This is a genomic window from Agrobacterium sp. ST15.13.015 (genome assembly GCF_027871645.1).
GTDB lineage: Bacteria > Pseudomonadota > Alphaproteobacteria > Rhizobiales > Rhizobiaceae > Agrobacterium > Agrobacterium leguminum.
On sequence record NZ_JAQAHF010000022.1, the window covers coordinates 17,470 to 43,388 of the forward strand.

General features: G+C 60.7%; 24 protein-coding genes. 20 read left to right on the plus strand and 4 right to left on the minus strand.

The window, feature by feature from the left end; all coding sequences use genetic code 11:
• Positions 1 to 48 precede the first annotated feature (48 nt).
• From PIB16_RS24135 to PIB16_RS24160, 6 genes are all read left to right on the plus strand, one after another.
• Positions 49 to 1,320 carry an ABC transporter substrate-binding protein gene (locus tag PIB16_RS24135; protein ID WP_271046466.1) on the plus strand — a complete coding sequence of 424 codons (1,272 nt, stop codon included), beginning with the start codon at positions 49 to 51 and terminating at the stop codon, positions 1,318 to 1,320.
• 259 nt (positions 1,321 to 1,579) lie between these two features.
• Entirely contained in the window at positions 1,580 to 2,440 is an 861-nt protein-coding gene (locus PIB16_RS24140) for a carbohydrate ABC transporter permease (protein WP_003523586.1), read from the plus strand.
• Positions 2,437 to 3,273 (plus strand): carbohydrate ABC transporter permease, encoded by an 837-nt coding sequence (locus PIB16_RS24145; protein WP_046800394.1) that lies wholly within the window; start codon positions 2,437 to 2,439, stop codon positions 3,271 to 3,273. The genes PIB16_RS24140 and PIB16_RS24145 overlap by 4 nt, the downstream gene beginning before the upstream one ends.
• 9 nt (positions 3,274 to 3,282) lie before the next feature.
• Positions 3,283 to 4,368, plus strand: coding sequence for an ABC transporter ATP-binding protein (locus tag PIB16_RS24150; protein WP_065656174.1), 1,086 nt, complete (start codon positions 3,283 to 3,285; stop codon positions 4,366 to 4,368).
• A gap of 45 nt (positions 4,369 to 4,413) precedes the next feature.
• Positions 4,414 to 6,417 (plus strand): aldo/keto reductase, encoded by a 2,004-nt coding sequence (locus tag PIB16_RS24155; RefSeq protein WP_271046467.1) that lies wholly within the window; start codon positions 4,414 to 4,416, stop codon positions 6,415 to 6,417.
• A 332-nt stretch (positions 6,418 to 6,749) separates the two neighbouring features.
• Positions 6,750 to 7,982 (plus strand): M24 family metallopeptidase, encoded by a 1,233-nt coding sequence (locus PIB16_RS24160; RefSeq protein WP_271046468.1) that lies wholly within the window; start codon positions 6,750 to 6,752, stop codon positions 7,980 to 7,982.
• Between the two features lie 8 nt (positions 7,983 to 7,990).
• On the opposite strand, the gene PIB16_RS24165 is transcribed toward PIB16_RS24160, so the two are convergent.
• The 3 genes from PIB16_RS24165 to PIB16_RS24175 all read right to left on the minus strand — a co-directional run bounded on the left by PIB16_RS24165 (position 7,991) and on the right by PIB16_RS24175 (position 9,995).
• Positions 7,991 to 8,308, minus strand: coding sequence for a cupin domain-containing protein (locus tag PIB16_RS24165; protein ID WP_003522691.1), 318 nt, complete (start codon positions 8,306 to 8,308; stop codon positions 7,991 to 7,993).
• Positions 8,309 to 8,350: 42 nt separating this feature from the next.
• On the minus strand, positions 8,351 to 9,088 hold the full coding sequence (locus tag PIB16_RS24170; protein WP_125146388.1) for a FadR/GntR family transcriptional regulator: 738 nt from the start codon (positions 9,086 to 9,088) through the stop codon (positions 8,351 to 8,353).
• A 109-nt stretch (positions 9,089 to 9,197) separates the two neighbouring features.
• The gene (locus tag PIB16_RS24175; protein WP_271046469.1) at positions 9,198 to 9,995 is read right to left on the minus strand and encodes an NAD-dependent epimerase/dehydratase family protein; all 798 of its coding nucleotides are present in this window, start codon (positions 9,993 to 9,995) and stop codon (positions 9,198 to 9,200) included.
• Between the two features lie 138 nt (positions 9,996 to 10,133).
• Between PIB16_RS24175 and kduI the strand changes: the two genes are divergently transcribed.
• From kduI to PIB16_RS24215, 8 genes are all read left to right on the plus strand, one after another.
• Positions 10,134 to 10,958 (plus strand): 5-dehydro-4-deoxy-D-glucuronate isomerase, encoded by an 825-nt coding sequence (gene kduI / locus PIB16_RS24180; RefSeq protein WP_065656169.1) that lies wholly within the window; start codon positions 10,134 to 10,136, stop codon positions 10,956 to 10,958.
• Positions 10,955 to 11,698, plus strand: coding sequence for a 2-dehydro-3-deoxy-D-gluconate 5-dehydrogenase KduD (gene kduD, locus PIB16_RS24185; RefSeq protein ID WP_271046470.1), 744 nt, complete (start codon positions 10,955 to 10,957; stop codon positions 11,696 to 11,698). Before kduI ends, kduD begins: the two co-directional genes overlap by 4 nt.
• Positions 11,699 to 11,812: 114 nt before the next feature.
• Positions 11,813 to 12,724 carry a 5-dehydro-4-deoxyglucarate dehydratase gene (gene kdgD / locus PIB16_RS24190; protein WP_174036718.1) on the plus strand — a complete coding sequence of 304 codons (912 nt, stop codon included), beginning with the start codon at positions 11,813 to 11,815 and terminating at the stop codon, positions 12,722 to 12,724.
• A gap of 36 nt (positions 12,725 to 12,760) precedes the next feature.
• Complete coding sequence (locus tag PIB16_RS24195; RefSeq protein ID WP_271046471.1) at positions 12,761 to 13,897, plus strand: D-galactarolactone cycloisomerase; 1,137 nt, start codon at positions 12,761 to 12,763, stop codon at positions 13,895 to 13,897.
• Positions 13,894 to 14,772 carry an amidohydrolase family protein gene (locus tag PIB16_RS24200; RefSeq protein WP_271046472.1) on the plus strand — a complete coding sequence of 293 codons (879 nt, stop codon included), beginning with the start codon at positions 13,894 to 13,896 and terminating at the stop codon, positions 14,770 to 14,772. Before PIB16_RS24195 ends, PIB16_RS24200 begins: the two co-directional genes overlap by 4 nt.
• A 144-nt stretch (positions 14,773 to 14,916) precedes the next feature.
• Positions 14,917 to 15,894, plus strand: a complete 978-nt coding sequence (locus PIB16_RS24205) for a TRAP transporter substrate-binding protein (RefSeq protein WP_196379846.1) — start codon at positions 14,917 to 14,919, stop codon at positions 15,892 to 15,894.
• 69 nt (positions 15,895 to 15,963) lie between these two features.
• A complete protein-coding gene (locus PIB16_RS24210; protein ID WP_003522682.1) occupies positions 15,964 to 16,485 on the plus strand; it encodes a TRAP transporter small permease in 522 nt (173 codons plus the stop codon).
• Positions 16,486 to 17,766 carry a TRAP transporter large permease gene (locus tag PIB16_RS24215; protein ID WP_059757073.1) on the plus strand — a complete coding sequence of 427 codons (1,281 nt, stop codon included), beginning with the start codon at positions 16,486 to 16,488 and terminating at the stop codon, positions 17,764 to 17,766.
• 29 nt (positions 17,767 to 17,795) lie between these two features.
• Here PIB16_RS24215 and PIB16_RS24220 read toward each other — a convergent pair whose 3' ends face one another.
• Entirely contained in the window at positions 17,796 to 18,722 is a 927-nt protein-coding gene (locus PIB16_RS24220) for a helix-turn-helix domain-containing protein (RefSeq protein ID WP_104679663.1), read from the minus strand.
• A gap of 212 nt (positions 18,723 to 18,934) precedes the next feature.
• On the opposite strand from PIB16_RS24220, the gene PIB16_RS24225 reads away from it, so the two are divergent.
• From PIB16_RS24225 to PIB16_RS24250, 6 genes are all read left to right on the plus strand, one after another.
• The gene (locus tag PIB16_RS24225; RefSeq protein ID WP_020812253.1) at positions 18,935 to 19,816 is read left to right on the plus strand and encodes a carbohydrate ABC transporter permease; all 882 of its coding nucleotides are present in this window, start codon (positions 18,935 to 18,937) and stop codon (positions 19,814 to 19,816) included.
• Between the two features lie 4 nt (positions 19,817 to 19,820).
• Entirely contained in the window at positions 19,821 to 20,705 is an 885-nt protein-coding gene (locus PIB16_RS24230) for a carbohydrate ABC transporter permease (RefSeq protein WP_104679662.1), read from the plus strand.
• 2 nt (positions 20,706 to 20,707) lie between these two features.
• Positions 20,708 to 21,808 (plus strand): ABC transporter ATP-binding protein, encoded by a 1,101-nt coding sequence (locus PIB16_RS24235; RefSeq protein ID WP_271046473.1) that lies wholly within the window; start codon positions 20,708 to 20,710, stop codon positions 21,806 to 21,808.
• Between the two features lie 43 nt (positions 21,809 to 21,851).
• Positions 21,852 to 23,120, plus strand: coding sequence for an ABC transporter substrate-binding protein (locus tag PIB16_RS24240; RefSeq protein WP_271046474.1), 1,269 nt, complete (start codon positions 21,852 to 21,854; stop codon positions 23,118 to 23,120).
• Between the two features lie 112 nt (positions 23,121 to 23,232).
• The gene (pglA, locus tag PIB16_RS24245; RefSeq protein ID WP_271046475.1) at positions 23,233 to 24,786 is read left to right on the plus strand and encodes a polygalacturonase PglA; all 1,554 of its coding nucleotides are present in this window, start codon (positions 23,233 to 23,235) and stop codon (positions 24,784 to 24,786) included.
• 8 nt (positions 24,787 to 24,794) lie between these two features.
• Positions 24,795 to 25,919 (plus strand): glycoside hydrolase family 88/105 protein, encoded by a 1,125-nt coding sequence (locus tag PIB16_RS24250; protein WP_271046476.1) that lies wholly within the window; start codon positions 24,795 to 24,797, stop codon positions 25,917 to 25,919.

Here is a 25,919-nt window from a genome sequence, read left to right on the forward strand (position 1 = left end):
TGTGCCCATGTTCGCTGAAGAACGGCAATTGAAAAAGGGAGGTTTTCAATGTGCTTGAAATTTCTTGGCGCGTCTACGGCCATGCTGCTTCTCGCAGCCCCGGCTTTCGCGCAAACCGAGACCGTCACCATCTGGAGCTGGAATGTCGCGGCTTCCGCGCTGAAATCCACGGTAGAGGGCTTCAACAAGCAGAATCCGGATATCAAGATCGTCGTTGAAGACCTTGGAAACAATCAGGTTTTTGACAAGACGCTGGCTGCCTGCGCAGCCGGGGGTGATGGTCTTCCTGATATCGTCACCATTGAAAATTTCGAAGCGGAACTGTTCTGGAGTCGTTTTCCCGATTGTTTCGCCAATCTGACCGAGCTTGGCTATACGCCTGAGAAACAGGCGCTTTTCCCTGATTTCAAGCGCACGGAACTGGAGGTTGACGGTGTCGCCTATGCGGTTCCGTGGGATTCCGGTCCGGTGGCGGTATTTTATCGCCGCGACTTCTATGAGAAGGCAGGCGTCGATCCGGCCACCATTAAAAGCTGGGATGATTTCATCGCCGCCGGCAAGAAGGTCATGGCCGCCAATCCCGGCACCGTTATGGCGCAGGCCGATTTCAATGGCGATAGCGAATGGTTTCGCATGATCGCCAATGAGCAGGGATGCGGTTACTTTTCGACCGATGGCCAGAACATCACCATCAACCAGCCCGCCTGTGTCGCGACCCTTGAAAAGGTCAAGGAAATGAAAGACGCCGGCATCATCACGGCGGCGATCTGGGATGAGAAAATCCAGGCCAATACCGCCGGCAAGGCCGCCAGCCAGATGTATGGCGCCTGGTATGAAGGCACGGTTCGTTCCGGCTCTCCTGATCTTTCCGGCAAATGGGGCGTCTATCTGATGCCGAGCCTGACGCCGGATGGCCCTCACGCCGCCAACCTCGGCGGTTCGTCGCTGGCGATCAGCTCCACCTCGGAACACAAGGAGGCCGCGTGGAAATATATCGATTACGCGCTCACCACCAATGAAGGACAGGTGACGATGCTGAAATCCTTCGGCCTCGTTCCTTCGCTGCTGTCCGCCATCGACGATCCTTTCGTCAAGGAAAAGCAGCCCTATTGGGGCGGACAGGCGGTTTGGACCGATATTCTCGCCACCCTGCCGAAGATCGTGCCGAGCCGCGGCACGGCGTTCCAGTCGGATGCGGATGCGATCTACAAGGCGACGCAGACGAAATATTTCGCGGGCGGTTATCCCGACGCGAAAGCGGCGCTCGACGATGCCGCCAAGCAGATCGAAACGGCGACAGGCCTGCCGGTGGCGGAGTAAGCCGGCGGTTAGGACCGAGCGGGTGCCATAAGTTTCTTCTCCCCGAGGGGGAGAAGTCCGCGGCAGCGGGATGAGGGGGCGAGGGTAAAGATATACCGAGAGCCAGCCCCCTCATCCGGCCCTTCGGGCCACCTTCTCCCCCTCGGGGAGAAGAAATATGCCGCAGCGTTTTGCAATGGCGTTTTCCCTGAAAAACAGGGCAGGCCTTTCTGAAGCTTTTCCATTTATCCGGCCCATCGTCCGGCATCTGGAGGTCACCATGCCGTCTAGGAACAGGATCGCTTATGCGTTCCTTGCGCCCTATCTCCTGATTTTCGCCACCTTCTGGGTCTGGCCGATCATCAGCTCGTTCATGCTGTCGTTCCAGAATACCCGCATCAATCCGTGGCGGTTTGCGCCCTCCATGAACTGGGGGCGGCTCGTTTCCGATCCGGCCTTTTATAATGCGCTTTATAACACGCTGATCATTCTGGTCATTCAGGTGCCCGTGATGATCGCGCTCGCCACCGTCATGGCGGTGCTGTTGAATTCGCCGCTCCTAAAGGCGCGGCCGCTTTATCGTTTTGCCTTTTTTGCGCCTGTCGTCGTTGGCGAGGTGGCCTATGCGGCGGTGTTCCGGCTGATGTTCAGCGCCGATTTCGGCATCATCAACAAGCTCATCACCTCCGTCGGCCTTTCGCCCATCTCGTGGTTCGACAATGCCAATGCGGCCATGGCGCTCGTCATCATCGCCGTCACCTGGCGCTGGGCGGGTTATAACGCCATCATCATTCTCGCCGGCCTGCAATCCATCCCCGGCGATGTCTATGAAGCGGCGACGCTGGACAAGGTGAGCAAGCGCCAGCAGTTCTTTTATATCACCCTGCCGTTGCTTAAACCCATCATCCTGTTCTGCGTCGTCCTGTCGGTCATCGGCACCATGCAGCTGTTTGCCGAACCCTTCCTCATCACCAACAGGGGCGGGCCGGGCGGGGGCACAGAGACGCTGGGGCTGTTCCTTTACCGCCAGGGCTTTACCTCGCTCAATTTCGGTTATGCCTCGGCCATTGCCTACACCATGGCGGCGCTCGCCATCGCCATTTCGCTGCTTAATCTCTGGGTCGGGAGGGAGCCGAAATGAGATCGAAATCGAGATCGCTTTTCTGGCAGAAGATCGCGCTGCATGCGGCGCTGACGCCGCTTGCCATCATCTGGCTGTTTCCGCTGTGGATGATGTTCGTGTTCTCGACCATGCCGGATTACGGCATTTTCAGCCCGGATATCGTGCTGGTGCCATCCACCAATTTCGTCGAGAATTTCAACAATCTGCAGGCGGACACCAATTTCCTCAGGGCCATGTTCATCTCGATCACCGTCGCCGTCATTTACACCGTGCTTTCTGTGTTCCTGACATCGATGGCCGGCTGGGCGCTGGCGCGTTACCGTTTTGCCGGACGCGGGGTGGTAATCGCCATCATTCTCGGCACCATCACTTTGCCGTTTGCCGTCGTCGTCATTCCGCAATTCATCATGGTGGCGCGGGAATTCAAGCTTGCCAACACCTGGGTGGCGCTGATCGTGCCGCCGCTGTTCAACTCGCTCGGCGTGCTGTTCATGCGGCAATCCTTCTCGATGATGCCGACGGAACTTTTCGACGCGGCACGGGTGGAAGGCGTGAAGGAATGGCAGATCTTCCTGCGCATCGCTTTGCCGCTCGCCCGGCCCACCATGGCGGCGCTCTCCATCATCCTGTTTCTGGCCTCGTGGAACAATTACCTCTGGCCGCTTCTCATCAATTCCCGCCCAGGAATGATGACCGCACCCGTGGCGCTTGGCACCCTCATCGGGCTCACCAAAGTGTCATGGGGCGGCATCATGGCCGGCGCGGTGCTGCTCACCGCACCCATTCTCGTGGTTTTCGTGGCGTTGCAGCGTCACTTCATCGCCGGCATTTCCGCCGGGGCAGTCAAGTAAGGGGGCCGCATGGCGGAACTTTCGCTCAACAACGTGGTCAAGCGTTATGGCGCGCTGGAAGTGATCCATGGCGCAAATCTGGAGGTAAAGGACGGGGAATTTGTCGTTTTCGTCGGCCCCTCCGGATGCGGCAAATCCACGCTTCTCCGCATGATCGCCGGGCTGGAGGATATTTCCGGTGGGGATATCGTGATCGGCGGCAGGACGGTGAGTGATGCCGACCCGGCCGATCGCGGCATTGCCATGGTGTTCCAGTCCTATGCGCTTTATCCGCATATGACGGTTGCCGAAAACCTCTCCTTCGGCCTCCGGATGAACGGCAACCCGAAGGCCGATACGCAAAAGCGGGTCAACCGCGCCGCCGAAATCCTGCAGATCAACGAGTTGATGCAGCGCCGGCCGAAGCAGCTTTCCGGCGGCCAGCGCCAGCGCGTCGCCATCGGCCGCGCCATCGTGCGCGAACCGCAGGTCTTCCTGTTCGATGAGCCATTGTCCAACCTCGATGCCGAATTGCGGGTTCAGATGCGCGTGGAAATCTCGCGGCTGCACAAGCAGCTCGGCACCACGATGATTTATGTGACGCATGACCAGACCGAGGCGATGACGCTGGCCGACAAGATCGTGGTGCTGCGGGCGGGCAATATCGAGCAGGTCGGCGCGCCGCTCGATCTCTACGATGATCCCGCCAACCGCTTCGTTGCCGGTTTCGTTGGGTCGCCGAAGATGAATTTCCTCGACGCCACCATCATCGGTAGCGGCGCCGACAGCGTCACGCTCGCTCTCGACAGCGATCCTGCGGTGCGGCTGACGTTGCCGATAAAGGAAGGCGTCAACGAGGGGGCCAAGGTCTCGCTTGGCATCCGGCCGGAGCATTTTGCCGATGCGGGCGGGGGCGATGCCGATCTCACCGTGCATGTCGATGTCGCCGAACATCTTGGCAATACCAGCTATGTCTATGCCCGAACCGAAGGCGGCGAGCAGCTGATCATCGAACGGCCGGAATCGCGCGATGTCGGCAATCGCGACCGGCTGACGGTCGGCCTTTCCGCCCGCCGGGCTTTCCTTTTCGATAGCAAGGGTGAACGCCTGCGCTGAACCCTTTCCCAAGCACCCAAGACTGATATGAAAGACGAGGATTTCATGACGACCGTACAACCGATCCGCTGGGGCATCATCGGCCCGGGCACCATCGCCAGAACTTTTGCTGACGGTATCGCCCATTCCCGCACCGGCAGGTTAGAGGCCATCGCCACCCGCAACCCGGACAAGCCGGGCCTTGCCGAAGCTTTTTCCGGTGCGCGCATTATCAAGGGTTACGACGCGCTGCTTGCCGATCCCGATATCGACGCCGTCTATATCGCCACACCCCATACCGGCCATGCCGAATGGGCGATCAAGGCAATCCGGGCGGGTAAAAACGTGCTGGTGGAAAAGCCCATCGCGCTTTCCGCCTATGATGCCGACGCCATTTTCCACGAGGCGAAAAAGGCCGGTGTCTTCGCGGGCGAAGCCTATATGTATCGCCTGCACCCGCAGACGTCGAAATTGCTGGAACTGGTGAAAGCCCGGGCGGTGGGCGATGTCCGCATCATCCGCTCCAGCTTCGGTTTCAACATGGGCTCGTTCCGGGCCGATCACCGGCTGTTCGCCAATGAAACGGCGGGCGGCGGCATTCTCGATGTCGGCGGTTATCCGGTTTCCATGGTGCGGATGATCGCCGGCGCCGTGGATGGAAAACCTTTTGCCGAACCGGAAAAAGTGGCGGGCGCCGCCCATCTCGGCCAGTCGGGCGTCGATGAATGGGCCTCGGCGGTGCTGAAATTCGCAAACGGCATCGTCGCGGAAGTCTCGTGCTCGATCATGGCGGCGCAGGACAATGTGCTGCGCATCATCGGCTCGGAGGGCCGTATCGAGGTCAAGGATTTCTGGTTCGCCGCCGGCCACAAGGGCGGCACCGGGCGGATCGATATCATCAGGGGCGACAAGGTGGAAACCATCGAGTTGCCGGAGGATCGCTGGCTTTATTCCTTCGAGGTCGACGCGGCCGGCGAGGCGATCCGGCAGGGAAAAAAGGAATTCGATGCACCCGGCATGGCCTGGGCGGACAGCCTCGGTAATCTGCGTGTCATGGACCAATGGCGGGCTTCCGTCGGGCTCGAATACAGCATTGAAAAAGCAACGTCGCGCGTTGCCAATATTGCCGGCGGCAAGGTCGTGGCCGGAAACGCAGTGCCGAAGCGGCAGATTCCGGGCCTTGCCAAACCCGCTTCCGTGGTCGCGCTCGGTTTCGAATTCTTCCCCAATTTCGCTTCCGCGTCCCTGACGCTGGATGCCTTCTACGAGGCGGGCGGCAATCTCTTCGATACGGCCTATGTTTATGGCGCAGGAAGGACAGAGGCGATTTTCGGCGACTGGCACACCAGCCGCAACGTGCCGCGTGAAGAGATCGTACTGATCGGCAAGGGTGCACATTCGCCGCTCTGCTATCCTGACATGATCGCAAAGCAGCTCGATCAGTCGCTCGCGCGGCTGAAGACGGATTATGTCGATGCCTATTTCATGCATCGCGATAATCTGGAGGTTCCGGTCGGCGAGTTCGTCGATGCCATGGATGCCGAAGTCCGGCGCGGACGCATTCGCGGCATTTTCGGCGGCTCCAACTGGACGCGCGAGCGCATGGATGAGGCGGCCGCCTATGCTGCGAAGAATGGCAAGCAGGCTCCGGCCGCGCTCTCCAACAATTTCTCGCTGGCGGAAATGCTCGATCCCATCTGGGCGGGCTGCGTTGCTGCATCAGACGATGAGTGGAAGGCATGGCTGCAATCGCGCCAGATTCCCAATTTCGCTTGGTCCAGCCAGGGGCGCGGATTTTTCACGGACAGGGCAGGGCGCGACAAGCATGACGATGAGGAAATCGTCCGCGTCTGGTATTCCGACCGCAACTTCGTCCGTCGCGACCGGGCAATCGAGCTTGCCCAAAAACTTGGGCGGCACCCTATTCATATCGCGCTCGCTTATGTCATCGCCCAGCCTTTCCCGGTCATTCCGCTGATCGGGCCGCGCACGATTGCGGAGCTGGAAGACAGTCTTTCAGCGCTGGATATCAAACTGACGGCCGAGCAGGTGAAGTGGCTGGAGGCGTGAAAGACAATGAGACGGCGGATTTATCCGCCGTCTCAATGACATTGGGCAAGACGTCGCCGCCCGTTTCTTCTCCCCGAGGGGGAGAAGGTGGCCCGAAGGGTCGGATGAGGGGGCTAGCTCTCCGCATATCTCTACCCTTGCCCCATCATCCCGCTGCCGCGGACTTCTCCCCGGCGGGGAGAAGAAACAAGCGGTAACCACTCGTTCCAACTGGTGATCTTCGAGATGGAGATGTCATCTTCCACCTTCATTCCTTCCCTGGTGACTGCTAAAGCGTAGGCTCATAAACCGTGCGGCCTGGCATTGCAGGCAAATGATATACCGGGGTTCCCATGAGCGATATCGACCGAAGCCGTGCCCAGCAACTGATGCGGGAAGCGGATATTGAGGCGCTGGTGCTTTTCCAGCCCGAAGCCTTCCGTTATGCAGTCGGCGCCCATGCCGGTGTCGCGACCATGTGGGGCAGGGCGGGTTCGGCAATTGCGCTGGTGCCGGCCGATGCCGATGCGCGGCTTGCGGCCATCGTCAGCGATCATGCCGCCCCGCTTGTCAGAAGGGCCGCGCCGGATGTCGATCTGCGCTGCCATCGCATCTGGATCGATTTGGTCGATCTGTCGGGCGCCGAAACCATCGCGCAGGTGGACGATGCCTATCGCCGCAACAATTCCGGTGGCCCTAGGCCGGAAACATTCGACCGCGCTGCCTGTTTCGGCCTGCTGGCTGACCTGCTGCGGGAGCGCGGGCTGTCGGCGGCGCGCATTGGCGCAGACCTCGAATTCATGCCCGCCGCCGATTTTCTGGCGCTGCGTCAGGCGCTGCCCGATGTCGATTGGGTTGACGGATCGGCCGTGCTGCGCCGTCTGCGCGCCGTGAAATCCGAGCGTGAGATCGAGCTTCTGAGGCGCGCGGCAGCGGCGGCTGAGGCTGGGCTGGTCGCGATGACTGCTGCCGTGAGACCCGGCGCGGCGCTCGGCGGGCTTTCCGCTGCCTGGAAGGCCGGCGCACAGGCCCATGCCGCGAAATCCGGGTTTTCGCTGAGCGGCCATTGGGATTACATATCCGTCGGACCCGCTTTGTCGGATATGGCGGCGGTTGTTACGCCGGGTGCGCTCATCAAGGCCGATGTCGGCACGCTGGTCGACGGTTATTCATCGGATGGCGCGCGGAGTTTTTCGTGGGGGCCGGTCTCGCCTCTGGCCGCCGATGTTTTCAGCGCCCTGGAAGCGGCCTTTGCCAGCGGGCTCGAAGTGATTCGTCCGGGCAATACATTCGGTGCTGTGCACGCCGCCATGCTGGCCTCGATGCGCAGGCAAGGTTTCAGCGAATATTATCGCGGCCATTTCGGCCATTCCGTCGGCGGTGGCGTGGGCATCGAGGAATGGCCGTTCTTTTCCCATGACAATCCGGAAATCATTCTTCCCGGCATGGTCGTGGCGCTCGAAGCGCCGTTTTATGGCGAAGGGCTGGGCGCGCTGATGATCGAGGACCAGTTCCTCGTCACCTGCTCCGGCGCGGAATGCATGAACAGCCTGCCGCGCAGCCTGCGGGATTTATCGGCGGACTGAGCGCCGGATCAGAGGAAATCGTCGCGGCGCGGGGTAAAGCAGTCGATCAGCTCGCCCTCTTCCAGACACAGGCAGCCGTGCTCGATATGGCCGGGAATGACGAGGCTATCGCCCTTCTGAAGGTCGTAGGCTTCTCCGTCGCGGTAAAAGCGGAAGCTGCCGCTGGCGACGTAGGTGGATTGCACATGCGGATGGCTGTGCAGCCTGCCTTCGGCGCCGGTCTTGAAGCGGAAGGATACCACCATCAGTTCCGGCGCTTCGGAAAGCACGGTGCGCTCCACGCCATCGTCGGGGGAAACGGTGGGGAAGGTCGGAAGCTGCTGCATATCGTTCTCCTCAGTCATGCAATGCGGTTTAAACAGGTAGTCTCAGCGCGGCGCGCGCAACATGGATCGATAACGCGTCTGGCTGCTTTTCAGATGGCTGCGCATGGCGCTGCGCGCCGCCTCCTCGTCGCCGTCCTGTATCGCGATCAGGATCGCTTCATGTTCACCGACGAGCCGGGCGAGATCGGCGGGCGAAAGCACGGTTTCCGTGCCGTTTTCGGCCACGGCGCGGCGCGGAATGAGGGTGGGGCCGAGCACCTGCAGAAACTCGCTGAAGCGGGGATTGTTGGTCGCTTCGGCAATGGCGAGATGGAAGGCGAAATCGGCCTCCGCCGTCGGCACGCCCCTGGTGGCACTGGCGCGGAAGGCATCGAAGGCCTCGATGATCTTTTCCTCCTGCGCCGGCGAGCGGCGAATGGCGGCGAGACCGGCGGCGTCACCTTCCACGGCGGTGCGCAATTCCAGCATTTCGATCAGCGACGAGACGCGCGCAAGATCGACATTGTGGAAGGGGCGCCGCTCAGTGGGTGCGGGTTCCAGTACGAAAACACCAGCGCCCTGACGCGGCTCGACCAGACCGTCGGATCGCAGCGAGGCGATTGCCTCCCGCACCACGGTACGGCTGACGCCGAATTCCTGCGTCATCTGCGCTTCGGAGGGCAGGCGCTCGCCTGTCTTGTAACGACCCTTGGCGATCTGGCCGCGGAGTTCCTCCGAAACCTTCACCACAAGCGTTCTGCCTTGGGGGGCTGCCGGTTCGAAGCTTGTCGCTTTTGTCATCTTGGTCGCCGTTCTAAAAAATGTCGGTTGCGTGCACCGTTCCTCGATACGTCATTCGCGGCCTGGCATGCAATCCCGCCTTTTTCGCGGGAAAGGTCCGTGCGACATTTCACGTCTCCTTGAAGATCGGGTTGTCGACAAACACGCCACCCTGAAAGCGGATTACCGCGTCGCTCCGGTCCGGTTTGGGAACTGTCCGGGCGATGTGCTCCCGGAAGGCCTCGGCATTGTCCTTCGGCTTCCATCCCAGAAAGCCGAGATGCGAATTGTCCCACCAGCTTGCATCGTTGGCGGAGGCCCCCCAGACGACCGGGCAGCCGAGAACGGGTGCGCGGAACGCCGCTTCGATCAGCGACACGAAATCGTCATGAGAAAACCAGGTGGACAGCATGCGGTAATTGGTGGGTTCCGGCGTGCAGGAGCCGATGCGCACAAGCGCCGTCTCCTGACCGAATTTCTCGAAATACAGGCGGGCGAGGTTTTCGCCGAAACATTTGGAAACGCCGTAGAGGCCGTCCGGGCGGAAGGGAACGTCGGGACCAAGCCGTTCGGTCTGGGGATAATAGCCGATCGTATGGTTGGAGCTGGCGAAAACAATTCGCGGCTGGCCGTGGGCGCGGGCGGCCTCGTAGAGATTATAAAGCCCGATGATGTTGCCCTGAAGGATTTGTTCGAAAGGCTTCTCCACCGATATGCCGCCGAGGTGGACGATGCCGTCGCAACCGGCAACCATGGCGTCCACTGCGTCTGCATCCGCAAGGTCGCATTGCATGCATTCCTCGTTCGGGCCTGCCGGATCGAGCGGGGCGAGATCGGCAAGGCGAATGGTCTCGGCCATCGATGCAAGGCGTTTGCGCATAACGCGGCCAAGCTGGCCCGCAGCACCGGTAACAAGAAGCCGTTTCATTGCCATTCTCCCTCAGCGTTGCACGTCCCTGCCGTGGTCGAGATATGCCTATGCCTCTTGACCTTGTCATACAGATCGTACAAAAAGCGGATAACATATATTATGTGCCATACGCAACAATCATGAAGGATGAGTTTGATGTTGACCGTCGAAACAAGGCAGGCCGTGAACCCGGAATATGCAAAAACGCTGGATACCGAAGGGCTCCGCCGGCATTTCCTCGCCAACGACATGTTTCGTTCCGGCGAAATCAGGCTGATCTATACCCATTATGACCGCTTCGTGATGGGCGGTGCGGTGCCGAACGGTGCGCCGCTGACGCTGGACAAGGTGGAAGAGACCAAAACGCCGTCCTTCCTCGACCGGCGCGAGATGGGCATCGTCAATGTCGGCGAGACCGGCACGGTCAGCGCCGGCGGCGAGACCTATACCCTCAATCGCGGCGATGTGCTTTATCTCGGCGCAGGCAGCGGTGCGGTGACCTTTGACGGGGCAGGGCGATTCTACATCACCTCCTGCCCGGCGCATCGCAGCCTGCCTGCAAAGCTCGTTACACTGGCCAATAGCAAGGAGGTCAAGCTCGGCGCGACCGAGACATCCAACAAGCGCACCATCAACCAGTTCATCCATCCGCTGGTCATGGAAAGCTGCCAGCTGGTGCTGGGGTATACGACGCTGGAGGACGGTTCCGTCTGGAACACCATTCCTTCCCACATTCACGATCGCCGCATGGAGGCCTATCTCTATTTCGGCATGGATGAGAAGTCGCGCGTGCTGCATCTGATGGGCGAGCCGCAGGAAACCCGGCATCTGTTCATTTCGAATGAAGAGGGTGCGATTTCCCCGCCCTGGTCCATCCATTCCGGCGCCGGCATCGGTTCTTACACCTTCATCTGGGCCATGGCGGGAGACAATGTCGATTACACCGACATGGACTTCATCCAGCCGGGGGATCTGAAATGAAGAATCCCTTTTCGCTTCAGGGGCGTAAAGCGCTCGTCACCGGCGCGAATACGGGGCTTGGCCAGGCAATTGCGGTGGGGCTCGCTGCTGCCGGGGCGGAGGTGGTCTGCGCCGCCCGCCGCGCGCCGGATGAAACGCTGGAGATGATCGCCAGGGACGGCGGCAAGGCCAGCGCATTGTCTATCGATTTTGCCGATCCGCTGGCGGCGAAGGACAGTTTTGCCGGCGCCGGTTTCGATATTCTCGTCAACAATGCCGGCATTATCCGCCGTGCCGATTCCGTCGAGTTTTCCGAACTCGACTGGGACGAGGTGATGGACGTCAATCTCAAGGCGCTGTTTTTCACCACCCAGGCTTTTGCGAAAGAGTTGCTGGCGAAAGGCCGGTCCGGCAAGGTGGTCAATATCGCTTCGCTCCTTTCCTTTCAGGGTGGCATTCGCGTGCCGTCCTATACGGCGGCGAAACACGGCGTCGCGGGCCTCACCAAGCTTCTGGCGAATGAGTGGGCGGCGAAGGGCATCAATGTGAATGCGATTGCGCCCGGCTACATCGAAACCAACAATACCGAGGCGCTGCGTGCGGATGCGGCCCGTAATAAGGCCATTCTCGACCGTATTCCGGCCGGCCGCTGGGGCCATTCCGACGATATAGCCGGGGCGGCGGTTTTCCTTGCTTCGCCGGCGGCGGATTATGTGCACGGCGCCATTCTCAATGTCGACGGCGGCTGGCTGGCGCGCTGATCTGTCACAGATTTCAACAATTCATCATACAACATGTATGATGAATTGTTGACAAGCATGCGGCAACCGGGTTAGGTGGCTTCCAGTCAATGAATTTGCAAAGGAATACCAAACATGAACCCTGAACAAATCAAGACGGCGCTCGGCTCCGGCCTGTTGTCTTTCCCGGTCACCCATTTCGATTCCGAGGGCCGTTTCGCCCAGGACAGTTACCGGGCGCATGTCGAATGGCTTGCCGGTTATAAAGCGCCGGTGCTGTTTGCCGCCGGCGGCACGGGTGAGTTCTTCTCGCTGAAGCCGGATGAAATTCCGACCATCGTTTCCGCCGCCAAGGATGTGGCCGGTGAAACCGCCATCGTTTCCGGCTGCGGTTACGGCACCGAGATTGCCGTTGATATCGCCCGCTCGGTCGAAAAGGTCGGCGCGGACGGCATCCTGCTTCTGCCGCATTATCTCATCGATGCGCCGCAGGAAGGCCTTTACGCCCACATCAAGAAGGTGTGTCAGTCGGTCGGCATCGGCGTCATGGTTTATAACCGCGACAATTCCGTGCTGCAGGCCGATACGCTGGCGCGTCTCTGCGACGAATGCCCGAACCTCGTTGGCTTCAAGGACGGCACCGGCGATATCGGTCTCGTTCGCCAGATCACCGCCAAGATGGGCGACCGCCTGATGTATCTCGGCGGTATGCCGACGGCGGAACTGTTTGCCGAAGCCTATCTCGGCGCCGGTTTCACCACCTATTCCTCGGCTGTCTTCAACTTTGTGCCGGGTCTTGCCAATGAATTCTACGCCGCCCTGCGCGCCGGCGAACGCGCCACCTGCGAGCGTATCCTGACGGAATTCTTCTATCCGTTCATGGCGATCCGCAACCGCGCCAAGGGTTATGCCGTCTCGGCCGTCAAGGCCGGCGTCCGCCTGCAGGGCTTCAATGCCGGTCCGGTGCGCGCGCCGCTGAAGGACCTGACCAATGAGGAAATCGGCATGCTCGACGCCCTGATCGGCACGCACAAGCGCAAAGCCTGATTTGGAGGCCTGATCGAGACAAGCGGGAGGGGAGCCATGAAGATCACAGCGGTGCGCACGCATCTGCTCGAACATCGGCTGGACACGCCGTTCGAAAGCGCATCCATGCGTTTTGATCGCCGCGCCCATGTTCTGGTGGAAATCGAATGCGACGACGGAACCGTCGGCTGGGGCGAATGCCTCGGCCCGGCGCGGCCCAACGCCGCCGTGGTTAAGGCTTACTCAGGCTGGCTCATCGGCCAGGACCCGCGCCAGACCGAAAAGATCTGGGCCGTGCTTTATAATGCCCTGCGCGATCAGGGACAGCGCGGCCTGAGCCTCACGGCCTTGTCCGGTATCGATATCGCGCTGTGGGATATCAAGGGCAAGCATTACGGTGCTTCCATCTCGATGCTGCTCGGCGGGCGCTGGCGCGAAAGCGTGCGGGCCTATGCCACCGGCAGCTTCAAGCGCGATGGCGTCGACCGCGTTTCCGACAACGCCTCCGAGATGGCGGAGCGCCGGGCGGACGGCTTTCACGCCTGCAAGATCAAGATCGGCTTCGGCATTGAGGAGGACCTCCGCGTCATCGCCGCCGTGCGCGAGGCGATTGGGCCGGATATGCGGCTGATGATCGACGCCAATCACGGCTACACCGTCACCGAGGCCATCGCGCTCGGCAACCGCGCCGCCGACTATGGTATCGACTGGTTCGAGGAGCCGGTGGTTCCCGAACAGCTCGATGCCTATGCCCGGGTGCGGGCCGGCCAGCCGATCCCGGTTGCGGGCGGCGAGACCTGGCACGGGCGTTATGGCATGTGGCAGGCGCTTTCCGCCGGTGCCGTGGATATTCTCCAGCCCGATCTCTGCGGCTGCGGCGGTTTTTCCGAAACGCAGAAGATCGCGGCGCTCGCCACGCTGCACGGCGTGCGCATCGTGCCGCATGTCTGGGGCACCGGCGTACAGATTGCGGCAGCCCTGCAATTCATGGCGGCGATGACGCCCGATCCGGTGCGGGTCAATCCCATCGAGCCGATCATGGAATTCGACCGCACCTATAATCCGTTCCGGCAGGCCGTGCTGAGCAAGCCGATAGAGGCGATAAACGGCGTCGTCACGATCCCGAACGGCCCGGGCCTCGGCATAGAGATCAACCGCGACGCATTGCTTGAATTCAGGATGCCAGACCCGTGAGCGAACTTGTCAGAAAACTGAGCGGCACAGCGCCTCGGCCTGCTTTCCCGAAAGGCGCCGTCGATACGCAGATGCATCTCTATCTGCGCTACTATCCCGCCCTGCCGGGTGGACCGGGCCTGCCGCCGGGCGCTCTGCCCGGACCGGAGGATTATCGCAGCCTCATGCAATGGCTCGGCATCGACCGGGTCATCATCACCCAGGGCAACGCCCATCAGCGCGACAACGGCAACACACTCGCCTGTGTCGCGGAAATGGGCGAGGCGGCCCGCGCGGTGGTCATCATCGATGCCGGCACGACCGAAAAGGACGTGGAAAAGCTTGCCGCCGCAGGGGCCGTCGGTGCGCGTATCATGGATTTGCCGGGCGGTGCGGTAAACCTGTCCGAGCTGGAAGCCGTGGACGAGCGCGCGCATGCGGCCGACTGGATGGTGGCGGTGCAATTCGACGGCAATACGCTGCTCGATCACCTGCCGCGCCTTCAGAACATCCGCTCGCGCTGGGTGTTCGATCACCACGGCAAGTTCTTCAAGGGCATCAGAACCGATGGCCCGGAAATGGCGGCGCTTCTGAAACTCATCGACCGCGGCAATCTCTGGTTCAAGTTCGCCGGCGTCTACGAAAGCTCACGCGAGAGCTGGCCCTATGAGGACGTCGCCGCCTTTTCGCGCGTCATCGCCGCCCATGCGCCGGAGCGCATCGTCTGGGGCACCAACTGGCCGCATAATTCCATCCGCGAGACGGCGGCCTATCCCGACGATGCCCGCCTTGCGGAACTCATACTCGGCTGGCTGCCGGATGAAGCAGCGCGCCACCGTGCGCTGGTGGAAAATCCGGAAGCGCTGTTCAAGCTGCCGCCAGTCAAGGCGGCATAGGTCAATCCGGGATGGCTGGGGAAGGGAGGTCCCCATCATCCTTTTAAAGTGAAAGGTCTTTGCATGCCGGCCCGGATGGGCGTGAAAAAATCGGTCCGATAGCCTTGGAGGGGCTGGATCGTTTCAACAATGGAGGAGGAAAGCATGAAAAAGATTGCAAGCATGATGTGCGTCGCGATGGGGATCGCGCTCGCCGGTGTTTCCGCCAAGGCGCAGGAAATCACCCTGCGTTCGGCCGATATTCATCCCGACGGTTATCCGACGGTCGAAGCCGTGAAATATATGGGCGAGCTTCTGGCCGAGCGCACTAAGGGCCGCATCAAGATACAGGTCATGAACAATTCCGTTCTCGGCGGCGAGAAGGATACCATCGAGCAGACCCGCTTCGGCGTCATCGACATGAACCGCGTCAATGCCGCGCCCTTCAACAATCTGGTCAAGGAAACCACCGTCCTCGGCCTGCCTTTCCTGTTCCGCTCGACGGAGCACATGCACAACACGGTCGACGGCCCGATCGGCGATGAGGTTCTGGCGGCCTTCGAACCGCACGGCCTCATCGGTCTTGCCTTTTACGATTCCGGCGCGCGGTCCTTCTACACCACCAAAAAGCCCATCGAAAAACTCGCGGACCTGAAGGGCCTGAAAATCCGCGTGCAGCAGTCGGATCTGTGGATTTCGATGATGCAGGCTTTCGGCGCCAACCCGACGCCGATGCCGATGGGCGAAGTCTATTCCTCGCTTGAAACCGGTGTCGTCGACGGTGCGGAAAACAACTGGCCCTCTTACGAATCCGCCCGTCACTACGAGGTTGCGAAAAACTACTCCCTGACGGAACATTCGCTGAACCCGGAAATCCTCGTCATTTCCAAGGTCTCTTACGACAAGCTCTCTCCGGAAGATCAGAAGCTCTTGCGTCAGGCGGCCAAGGATTCCGTCGGCAAGATGCGTGAACTCTGGAGCGCTCGCGAAAAGGCATCGGAAGAAAAGGTCCGCGCCGGCGGCGTCAACGTCATCAAGGTCGACAAGGAGGAATTCGCTGCCGCGATGGGTCCCGTCTACGACAAGTTCGTCACCGATCCGAAGATGAAAGACCTTCTGGAACGGGTGAAAGCGGTCAAGTAATGCGCGGAAAACCGGCCCTGGGAACAGGGCCGGTTTTCTTTTGTCGCCGTTGACGCGGAGGAACGGACAATGCGAAATTTCATGCGGGCCATTCGCCCCTTTCTCGGCGCGCTCAGCCACGCGTCGCTTTATATTGCCGGTATCGGCATGATCGCCATGACGCTTATCGTCGGCTGGCAGGTCTTTGCGCGGTATATTCTGAACGATTCACCCAGCTGGTCGGAGCCGCTGTCGCTGCATCTCATGTCATGGTTCATCATGCTGGGGGCGGCGGTGGGCGTGCGCGAGAGCGTGCATCTGGGGCTGGATATATTGCGCTATATGATGCCGCCACGCGTGCAGAAGGGAATGGACCTTACCAGCCTTGCCCTGATCTTTTTCTTCGGCGCCGGCATGGCCTGGTATGGCACCTCGCTTTCCATGGGCACATGGACGGCGACGATCCCGGTTCTCGGCTGGCCGGGCGGCACGGATTTCTTTCCGCTGATCGGCGGCGGTTTCCTCATCGCGCTGTTTGCGGCTGAACGTTTCGTCGATCTCGCCATCGGCGAGGAGATTGCGGCCGACGTGATCGTGCAGGAGGCCGCATAAATGGCTTACACCATTCTCTTCGGGGTGTTCACCCTGCTGATGCTGATCGGCACGCCGATCGCGTTCTGCCTCGGCATCGCCTCTTTCGCCACGGTTCTTTATCTCGGCCTGCCGCCCATTGTCGTGTTCCAGCAGATGAATTCCGGCATGAACGTGTTTGCGATGATGGCGATACCGTTTTTCATCTTCGCCGGGGACCTGATGGTGCGCGGCGGCATCGCCCATCGGCTCATCCGCTTTGCGGCCGGTCTCGTGGGGCACCTGCGCGGCGGTCTCGGCCAGGTCAACATCGTGGCCTCGACGCTGTTCGGCGGTATTTCCGGCTCGGCCGTGGCCGATGCCTCGGCCGTCGGCGGGCTGATGATCCCGCAAATGGCCAAGCGCGGTTACGACAGGGACTATGCGGTCAATGTGACGGTCAATGCGGCCATCATCGCGCTGATGATACCGCCCTCGCATAATATGATCCTTTATTCGATTGCGGCGGGCGGAAATGTTTCGGTGGCCGATCTCTTCACCGCCGGCATCGTTCCGGGTTTCCTGCTTGCAGCGGCGCTGATGGTGACGGCCTATATCGTTGCCCGGCGCAAGGGTTATCCTTCCGAGCCGTTCCCTGGCTTCTCGAAGCTGATGTATTATCTCCTGGCTTCGTTCCCCGGCATCCTGTTGATCGGCATCATCTTCGGCGGCGTGCGTTCGGGCATCTTCACCGCGACGGAAAGTTCCTGCATCGCGGTTCTCTACGCCTTCCTCGTTGCCATGCTCGTCTACCGCGAGCTGGACTGGAGCGGTTTCGTCGAGGCGGTGATGGGTGCGGTGCGCACGACGGCCATGGTTCTGCTGGTCATCGGCACGGCGGCGTCCTTCGGCTGGCTGATGGCCTTCCTGCAGGTGCAGACGCTGATGATTGCCGCAATCAGCGCGATTTCGGACAATCCGATCATCGTGCTGCTCGTCATCAATGTCATCCTGCTGTTGCTCGGCACCTTCATGGACATGGCGCCGATGGTCATCATCTCCACGCCGGTGCTTCTGCCCGTCGTGAAGGCCTTCGGCATCGACCCCGTGCATTTCGGTGTCGTGATGATCCTGAACGCCGGCATCGGGCTCAACACGCCGCCGGTCGGAACGGTGCTTTTCGTCGGCTGCGCGGTGGGCGGCATATCGATACGGGAAGCGATGCGGACGATCTGGCCGTTCTTTGGGGCCAGCATCGCGGTGCTGCTTGCCGTCACCTATATTCCGTCGCTGTCCCTGTGGTTGCCGTCACTGTTCCGGTAATTCCAGCGCTTTCAAACGAGAAGGCCCCGCTATGCCGGGGCCTTTTCCGCTTCAGTGGCAAGCAGCCGCTGCTGTTCGTGTTCGTCAAAGGCCATGAGATTGCCGTGCCTGCTGCGGCGTATGCGGTTCATATGGTCGCGCGGGCTTAACCCCAATGTCCGTTTGAACATGCGTGAGAAATAATAGGGGTCGCCATAGCCCACTTCGGCGGCCGCCGCCGAGACCGAAAGCCCCGCCTCGAGAAAATGCATGGCGCGTTCCATGCGTTTGAACTCCTGATATTTGCGCGGCGTCCGTCCCACCCGCTTCTGGAATTCCCGCAGAAAATAATCGCGATTATAGGGAGCCGCCTCGGTCGCCCGGCCGGCAATGTCGGGGTCCAGCGGATTGGCCGAAATCATGGTGATCGCCTTCATCACCGCAAGGTCGAGGCCTTCCGTCCCCTCCGGCTGGAAACTCGGGCGGTCCACCCATCCGAGGAAGGCGTCGTCGATGAAGGCGATGAGAAGCACCATAAAGAGATGATGCTGGCCAAGCGTGACGGAGGAGGGCGGGGCGCTCTGCCGGTAGTGGCGCACCAGCGGTTCCAAGAGCGCCCAGCGGCTCAGCCTCACTTTCGGCTTCAGGTCCATCTGCGCGATCAGGTTGTGGCGGCCGTAAATATCCAGCGTGAAATGCTGCGCCACCCCGCGATAGGTGACGGCCTGCTCGTTCCAGCCGACAAAGCGCTGCCCCCGGAAAATCAGCATGGCGTCACCCGGCTCCAGCACCCGCGCCTCGCCATCGACGAGATAATGCCCGCGCCCTTCCAGGCAGATGATGAGATCGTCCACCTGGTTGGATTTGTCGATCTGCCAGGTGCGCGAATGCTCCATCTTGATCGTTGCGCGCGTCAGGTTGAGGTTGAGCGCCGCAGGCGGAACGGACGATAGAATGCCACCTTCGATTTCGTCCATCTTTTTCCTCGTCTTTGTTAATTCACCTTGGCGCGGAAATTTGGTTTTGTCACCGCATAAATTGCTTTTACGCGCCGTATCAATGAGGGAGGAGATCGGTCGCGGCGAGAAATTGCGCCATCACGCGCGTGCCGCCGGCCGTTCCGGGAGAATCACTTGTACGAAATTGTATTCTGTCATTCGCGTTCCACTGGGACGCGGGGAGGAGCATTATGAAATCTCAGCGCTTCCTCGGGCTGGGATATCTGACGCCTTATATCGTCGGGCTTCTGGTCTTCACGGCCATCCCGTTTCTCGGCTCGCTCTATCTCAGCTTCACCCGTTACGATCTGATGAGCGATCCCAGCTGGGCGGGGCTGGCCAATTACGAGCGGCTGTTCACCCGCGACCGCACCTTCATGAAATCGCTGAACGTTACCCTGTTCTATGTGTTCTTGACGGTGCCGCTGAAGCTTGCCTTCGCGCTGTTCATTGCGGCCATACTCAATTACAAGCTGCAATTCATCAATTTCTTCCGCACCGCCTTTTACGTGCCGTCCATCCTGGGCGGCTCCATCGCGATTGCGGTTCTGTGGCGCTATATCTTCGCAAGCGAGGGGCTTGCGAATATGGCGCTGGCCGCCATCGGCCTGTCGCCGGTGGACTGGTTCGGCGATCCCGGCAACGCGCTTTTCACCATCACGCTGCTGCGCTGCTGGCAGTTCGGTTCGGCTATGGTGATCTTTCTCGCCGCCCTGCAATCCATTGACAAGTCGCTTTATGAGGCCGCCGCCATCGATGGCGCGGGCAAGGTGAGGACCTTCTTCTTCATCACGCTGCCGCTGCTGACGCCGGTGATCTTCTTCAACCTCATCATGCAGATGGTTCAGGCATTCCAGGAGTTCAACGGGCCTTACATCATCACCCAGGGCGGGCCGTTGAAGTCAACTTATCTCTTGCCTCTTTACATCTATGACGAGGCCTTCAAGAAGTTCAACATGGGCTATGCCTCCGCCATCGCCTGGGTGCTCTTCACCATCATCACCGTGCTGACCCTCGTGGCCTTCTGGTCCTCGAAGAAGTGGGTCTATTACGCCGGCGACAAGCGGAACTGATGCCATGACCGATATCGCAACCCTAAACGACATGCAGGCGGCCCGCCGGGCGCGGCTGAGACTCGTCTCCACCTCGGTCCGCTACGTGCTTCTCTTCGCGGTCGGCCTCATCATGCTCTATCCGCTGATCTGGCTGGTGGGCGCGAGCTTCAAGACCAATTCGGAAATCTTCTCCGGCGCCGGCTTCATCCCCGATAATCCGACGCTGGACGGCTATATTCGCGGCTGGGAAACCTCGACGCCCTATACATTCGGCCGGTTCTTCTGGAATTCGTTCCTGATCATCCTGCCGAAAGTCATCGGCACGGCGATTTCCTGCACCATGGCGGCCTATGCCTTCGCCCGCTTCGATTTTCCGCTGAAGAAAATCCTGTTCGGTTCTGTCATCGCCATCCTGCTGCTGCCGAATGTCGTTACCCGCATTCCGCAATATATCCTGTTTCGCGATCTCGGCTGGCTGGACAGTTTCCTGCCGCTCTGGGTGCCGTCCGCGCTCGCCGGCGATGCCTTCTTCGTTTTCATGCTGGTGCAGTTTCTGCGCTCGCTGCCATCGGACATGGAAGAGGCCGCCCGGGTGGATGGCGCCAACAGCCTGCAGACGCTGATTTACATCGTGGTGCCGATGCTGGCCCCGGCTCTGATCTCGGTTTGCCTGTTCCAGTTCATGTGGACGATGAACGATTTCCTCGGGCCGCTGATCTACCTGTCCTCGGTCGACAAATATCCGGTGAGCCTCGCGCTCAAACTCTCCATCGACACCACCGAAGCCTTCGAATGGAACCGCATCCTGGCGATGTCGGTGCTGACGATCGCGCCTGCGCTGATCGTGTTCTTCGCGGCGCAACGGTATTTCATTGAAGGGATCTCGTCTGGCGGGGTCAAGGGCTGAAAATGGCAAGCGTTCAACTTAAAAATCTCGAAAAAATCTATGGCGGCAGCTTCAAGGCTGTGCACGGCATCAATCTCGATGTCGAGGATGGTGAGTTCATGGTGTTCGTCGGCCCTTCCGGCTGCGCCAAATCCACGACGCTGCGCATGGTGGCGGGGCTGGAGGAAATCACCGGCGGCGAAATCCTGATTGGCGACCAGCGCGTCAACGACCTGCCGCCCGGCAAGCGTTCCATCGCCATGGTCTTCCAGAATTATGCGCTTTATCCGCATATGAAGGTGCGCGGCAATCTCGCCTTCGGCCTGAAGATCGCCGGTGTCGCCAAGCCAGAGATCGAAAAGGCAATCGACAATGTCGCGCGCATTCTCGAAATCGAGCCGCTGCTCGACCGTCTGCCGAAACAGCTCTCGGGCGGGCAGGCGCAGCGTGTGGCGCTGGGCCGCGCGCTCATCAAGAAGCCCGGCGTGTTCCTGTTCGATGAGCCGCTGTCCAATCTCGACGCAAAGCTTCGCGCCTCCATGCGGGTGCGCATCACCGATCTGCACCGTCAGTTGAAGGCGGAAGGCCTGTCCTCGACGGTCATTTACGTCACCCATGACCAGACGGAGGCCATGACCATGGGCGACCGTATCTGCGTCATGCAGGCCGGCCGCATCATGCAGGTCGCGACGCCGAAGGAGCTTTATAACCATCCCGCCAATCTTTTCGTCGCCGGCTTTATCGGCACGCCGGAAATGAACCTGGTGGATGTGGCAATCGACGGCGCTGAGTTCGTCATCGCCGGCCAGCGCCTGCCCATCGGTGCGCATCTGGAGCAACGGCTATCGGCGAGACCCGCAGATGCCGTCATCGGCATCCGCCCGCAGCATCTTGCTCTGGCGGGAGAACCCGATGGCCCGGCGCTGCAGGCGAAACTCACCAATGCGGAATTCATGGGCCACGAGGTCTATCTGCACGCCGATCTCGGCGGCCAGAAGCTGGTGAGCGTGGTCGGTGCGGCAGAGTTCGAGGCGCTTGGGCGCGACGGCATCCTGCGGCTGAAGCCGGACCCGGAGAAGCTGCATATTTTCGACAAGGCCGATGGTCGCAACGTCTCGCTGTGAGGAGCGGACGGGCGTGCCTGATTTTTCGAGGAGGAGAAGAACAATGAAGACGATGACAAGAATGATGGCGATGCTCGCCGGCGTAGGTTATGTGGCGATGGCGACGGCCCCGGCGGTGGGTGCTGCGGAACTGCGCATGTCATGGTGGGGCGGCGAAAGCCGCCACGTCGCCACCCAGAAGGCCATTGCCGCCTGCGGCGAGAAATACGGCCACACGGTGAAGGGGGAATTCACCGGCTTCGACGGCTATCTGGAAAAGCTCACCACGCAGATGGCAGGCAAGACGGAGGCCGATATCGTTCAGGTCAACTGGCCGTGGCTGCCGCTGTTTTCCAAGAACGGAGAAGGTTTTGCCGATCTGCGCCAGCTGAAACCGCTCGATCTTTCGCAATGGGCGGAGAGCGATCTGGACGCCGGTTCGATGAATGGCGTGTTGCAGGGGCTTTCCGTTTCCACCACCGGCCGCGTCTTCTTCTTCAACGCCACCACCTTCGAAAAGGCCGGCGTGGAAATTCCGAAGACCTGGGACGAGTTTTTCGCGGCAACCAAGACCATCAAGGAAAAGCTCGGCAAGGACTATTACACCTTCAATGCCGTGAAGGAGACTGCCCAGCTGCTGGTGACGCTGGCTGTCGTGCAGAAGACCGGCAAGGATCTGGTCGACCCCAAGACCAACCGCGTGGCCTGGACGCCGGAGGAGCTGGCCGAGGGCATTTCCTTCGTCGGCAAGCTGGTCGAAACCGGATCGATCCGCTCGCAGAAAGAGGAAGCGGCCGATGGTAACGTCAATCTTTACGAAAAGCCGTCCTGGTCCGAAGGCCGGATTGCCGGTTCCTATGAATGGGATTCGACCTATTCGAAATATGCCGATCCGCTCAAGGAAGGGCAGGTTCTGAAACCGTTCCCGATGCTGAAGCTTGCCGATGCCGTAACAGAGGGCGTCTATCGTAAGCCCTCCATGGTGTTTTCGATCTCGAAAAACTCTAAGAACCCGGAGGCGGCCGCGCAAATCCTGAACTGCCTGCTGAACGAACCTGAGGGCATCGATGCGCTCGGCACCTCACGCGGCCTGCCCGCTTCGAAGGCAGCGGCGGCGCGTCTGGGTGACAAGGGCGAGCCGGAGGTGCGGGCCGCCAACGCAATCGTCATGGCGGCATCCGGACCGGTGGTGTCACCCTTCAACGAGCATCCTGAAATCCGCTCGGGCTTCATCGATACGCTTGAGGAATATGCCTATGGCCAGCTGACGGCGGAAGAAGCGGCCGAGCAGATCATCGATACGACCAACGATGTTCTTGCCAAATTCGATTGACGACGATGGTCTGCCGCCTCAATGGCGGCAGGCTCCCTATCCGGCTGCCGGATGATGTGAGGCATGTCCGCCAAGGGTTTGGCCGGACAGGCACCAAAGACGAGAAAAGAGCATGAACGAACCCCCTATCATCGCGTCTTCGGCGCGAACGGCAGCGCTTTGCCTTGCCGTGCCCGGCGCTCGCTATTTCCTTCCGTCCAAAACGGCATGGCGTTTGACGTCGGCGGATGGCGCCGAAAGGAGAGGCGAAACCGCGACCGTGGTGATGCTGCTGCATGATCTCTCCCCGGATACGCGCTATGTTTTCGAAGCGGAGGGGTTCGGGCGGCTGGAGTTCAGAACCGCCCCCTGTGCCGGGCTTGTCGAGGCTGCGGAATTTTCCCTCATGCCGGATGTTGCACTCGATGATGAGACACGTGCGCGCGCCAATGCGCAAGCACTGGAAAGGGCGGTGGCTGCGGTACCGCACGGCGGCACATTGCGTCTCGGGGCCGGTCTCTGGACAGCCTTTCCCGTACGCCTGAAAAGCAACATGACCTTCCACCTTGCTGAAGGAGCCGTGCTGCGCGCGCCCTCCACCCGCAGGGGCTGGCCGATCCTGCCTGCCCGCGATGAGGCAGGCCGTATGCTCGGAAGCTGGGAAGGCTTGCCGGATGCCTGTTTTGCCGCGCCGGTTCATGCCATCGCGGCAGACAATCTCGTCATCGAGGGCAGGGGCGTTCTCGATGGTTCGGGCGATAGCGGCGACTGGTGGAGCTGGCCGAAAGAAACTCGCGACGGCGCGCGCCGGCCGCGTGGCCTGCATCTCGTTTCCTGCCGGAACACAAACCTGCTCGGTTTCACCATCCAAAACGCCGCCTCCTGGACGATCCATCCGCAGGGCTGCGAAGACTTGATCGCCGCCGGCCTCAGCATCGTCGCACCGCATGACAGCCCGAACACCGATGGTTTCAACCCCGAAAGCTGCCGCAACGTTACGATATCAGGCGTGCGCTTTTCCGTCGGCGACGATTGCATCGCGGTGAAGGCGGGAAAGCGCGGCCCCGATGGCGAGGACGATCATCTCGCGGAAACGCGCGGCATTCGGGTGCGCCATTGCCTGATGCAGCGCGGCCATGGCGGGCTGGTGATCGGTTCGGAAATGTCCGGCGGTGTGCATGACGTGGCGGTCGAGGATTGCGACATGGTCGGCACGGATCGCGGCCTGCGCCTCAAGACACGGCGCGGGCGGGGCGGAACAGTCAGCAACATCGCCATGCGCCGGGTGCTGCTGGATGGCGTGCACACCGCGCTTTCCGCCAATGCCCATTACCATTGCGACGCCGATGGACATGACGACTGGGTGCAGTCGCGAAAGCCTGCGCCGGTCGATGGCGGCACGCCCTTTATCGACGGTATTACCGTGGAGGATGTCGAAATCCGCAATCTCTCCCATGCGGCCGGTGCTTTTCTCGGCCTTGCCGAAGCGCCCATCCGCAACATCGCCATCCGCAATCTCACCATTGTCTCGCGTGATCCTTCGGCCACCGCAACGCCGCCGATAATGGCCGACCGGGTGCGCCCCATGCGCCATGAGGCGATTGTTTTCGAGCAGGCGCATATAGTCAGCGATAATCCCGCCCTGTTGAGCGATGCTTCCGTTTCCATTGTGTCAGATTTCGATTGAGAAAACCGATGAAAGCCACTGAATATTTTGATCAATTCTCCAGTCGCTATAAACATTACAAGGGCGGAAGCTGGTGTTATGAGGATGGGTGCGTCTATCGTGGCCTGCAGCAGCTGTTCGACGCGACCGGGGAGGCGCGCTGGAACGAGCATCTGCATCGTCTCGCTGATGCGCAGATAGCGCCAGACGGCACGCTCGCCGGGTACGATCCGCAGGAATATAATATCGACCATATTCTCGCCGGCCGTATCCTCTTTCCCCTTGCGGCGGAAACGGGCGATCCGCGTTACCTCGCTGCGGCGGAGCATCTGGCGGGGCAACTGCGCAGCCATCCGCGCATCGCATCCGGGAATTACTGGCACAAGAAGCGTTATCCACATCAGGTCTGGCTGGACGGGCTTTATATGGGGCTTCCGTTCCAGATCGAATATGCGCAGGCGACGGGCCGGGCGGAACTGATCGACGATGCGCTGCGGCAGTTTTCAGCGGCACTCGCGGCGACCGAGGATAGCGGTGGGCTCTATGCCCATGGTTACGACCACAGCCGCAGCCAGCGCTGGGCCGATCCTCAAAGCGGCAAGTCTCCAGCCATATGGGCGCGCGCGGTCGGCTGGCTGGCCATGGCGCTGGTGGACGCGCTGGCCATCCTGCCGGAAGACGGCGCGACGGCGGCGCTTCGCAACAAGACGCAGTCGCTTCTGACCGGCATCATCGCACGGCAGACCGAGACAGGGCTCTGGATGCAGGTTCTCGACAATCCGGGCCTTGCGGGCAATTACGAGGAAACATCCGCCTCAGCCATGTTTGCCTATGCCTTGCTGCATGCAGTGCGGCTGAAGCTCGTGCAGGGCGAAGAGACGAATGCCGGCCTTTCGGCGGGTGGTCGCGCGCTTGAGGCGCTTCTTGAAACCCGGCTGAAAGCCGATGAAGAGGGCGTGACGCGCCTCACCGGCATCGTTCATGTCGCGGGCCTTGGCGGCTTTGAGGGCAATTATCGCGATGGAACGCCCGAGTATTATCTGACCGAGCCGGTGGTGTCCGACGATGCCAAGGGCGTCGGGCCGCTGATGATGGCCTATGCCGAAAGCCTGCTTCTGGCCAAGCCGCAGGCGCAGGCTGTTTCAGCGGCGTGA

Coding starts and splice junctions, on each gene's coding strand:
- PIB16_RS24235 (WP_271046473.1), top strand. CDS start 20,708: ATGGCAAGCGTTCAACTTAAAAATCTCGAAAAAATCTATGGCGGCAGC.
- PIB16_RS24215 (WP_059757073.1), top strand. CDS start 16,486: ATGGCTTACACCATTCTCTTCGGGGTGTTCACCCTGCTGATGCTGATC.
- PIB16_RS24155 (WP_271046467.1), top strand. CDS start 4,414: ATGACGACCGTACAACCGATCCGCTGGGGCATCATCGGCCCGGGCACC.
- PIB16_RS24135 (WP_271046466.1), top strand. CDS start 49: ATGTGCTTGAAATTTCTTGGCGCGTCTACGGCCATGCTGCTTCTCGCA.
- PIB16_RS24205 (WP_196379846.1), top strand. CDS start 14,917: ATGAAAAAGATTGCAAGCATGATGTGCGTCGCGATGGGGATCGCGCTC.
- PIB16_RS24210 (WP_003522682.1), top strand. CDS start 15,964: ATGCGAAATTTCATGCGGGCCATTCGCCCCTTTCTCGGCGCGCTCAGC.
- PIB16_RS24165 (WP_003522691.1), bottom strand. CDS start 8,308: ATGCAGCAGCTTCCGACCTTCCCCACCGTTTCCCCCGACGATGGCGTG.
- PIB16_RS24195 (WP_271046471.1), top strand. CDS start 12,761: ATGAAGATCACAGCGGTGCGCACGCATCTGCTCGAACATCGGCTGGAC.
- PIB16_RS24160 (WP_271046468.1), top strand. CDS start 6,750: ATGAGCGATATCGACCGAAGCCGTGCCCAGCAACTGATGCGGGAAGCG.
- PIB16_RS24175 (WP_271046469.1), bottom strand. CDS start 9,995: ATGAAACGGCTTCTTGTTACCGGTGCTGCGGGCCAGCTTGGCCGCGTT.
- kduI (WP_065656169.1), top strand. CDS start 10,134: ATGTTGACCGTCGAAACAAGGCAGGCCGTGAACCCGGAATATGCAAAA.
- PIB16_RS24220 (WP_104679663.1), bottom strand. CDS start 18,722: ATGGACGAAATCGAAGGTGGCATTCTATCGTCCGTTCCGCCTGCGGCG.
- PIB16_RS24230 (WP_104679662.1), top strand. CDS start 19,821: ATGACCGATATCGCAACCCTAAACGACATGCAGGCGGCCCGCCGGGCG.
- PIB16_RS24170 (WP_125146388.1), bottom strand. CDS start 9,088: ATGACAAAAGCGACAAGCTTCGAACCGGCAGCCCCCCAAGGCAGAACG.
- PIB16_RS24140 (WP_003523586.1), top strand. CDS start 1,580: ATGCCGTCTAGGAACAGGATCGCTTATGCGTTCCTTGCGCCCTATCTC.
- PIB16_RS24240 (WP_271046474.1), top strand. CDS start 21,852: ATGAAGACGATGACAAGAATGATGGCGATGCTCGCCGGCGTAGGTTAT.
- PIB16_RS24150 (WP_065656174.1), top strand. CDS start 3,283: ATGGCGGAACTTTCGCTCAACAACGTGGTCAAGCGTTATGGCGCGCTG.
- PIB16_RS24225 (WP_020812253.1), top strand. CDS start 18,935: ATGAAATCTCAGCGCTTCCTCGGGCTGGGATATCTGACGCCTTATATC.
- pglA (WP_271046475.1), top strand. CDS start 23,233: ATGAACGAACCCCCTATCATCGCGTCTTCGGCGCGAACGGCAGCGCTT.
- PIB16_RS24250 (WP_271046476.1), top strand. CDS start 24,795: ATGAAAGCCACTGAATATTTTGATCAATTCTCCAGTCGCTATAAACAT.
- kduD (WP_271046470.1), top strand. CDS start 10,955: ATGAAGAATCCCTTTTCGCTTCAGGGGCGTAAAGCGCTCGTCACCGGC.
- kdgD (WP_174036718.1), top strand. CDS start 11,813: ATGAACCCTGAACAAATCAAGACGGCGCTCGGCTCCGGCCTGTTGTCT.
- PIB16_RS24145 (WP_046800394.1), top strand. CDS start 2,437: ATGAGATCGAAATCGAGATCGCTTTTCTGGCAGAAGATCGCGCTGCAT.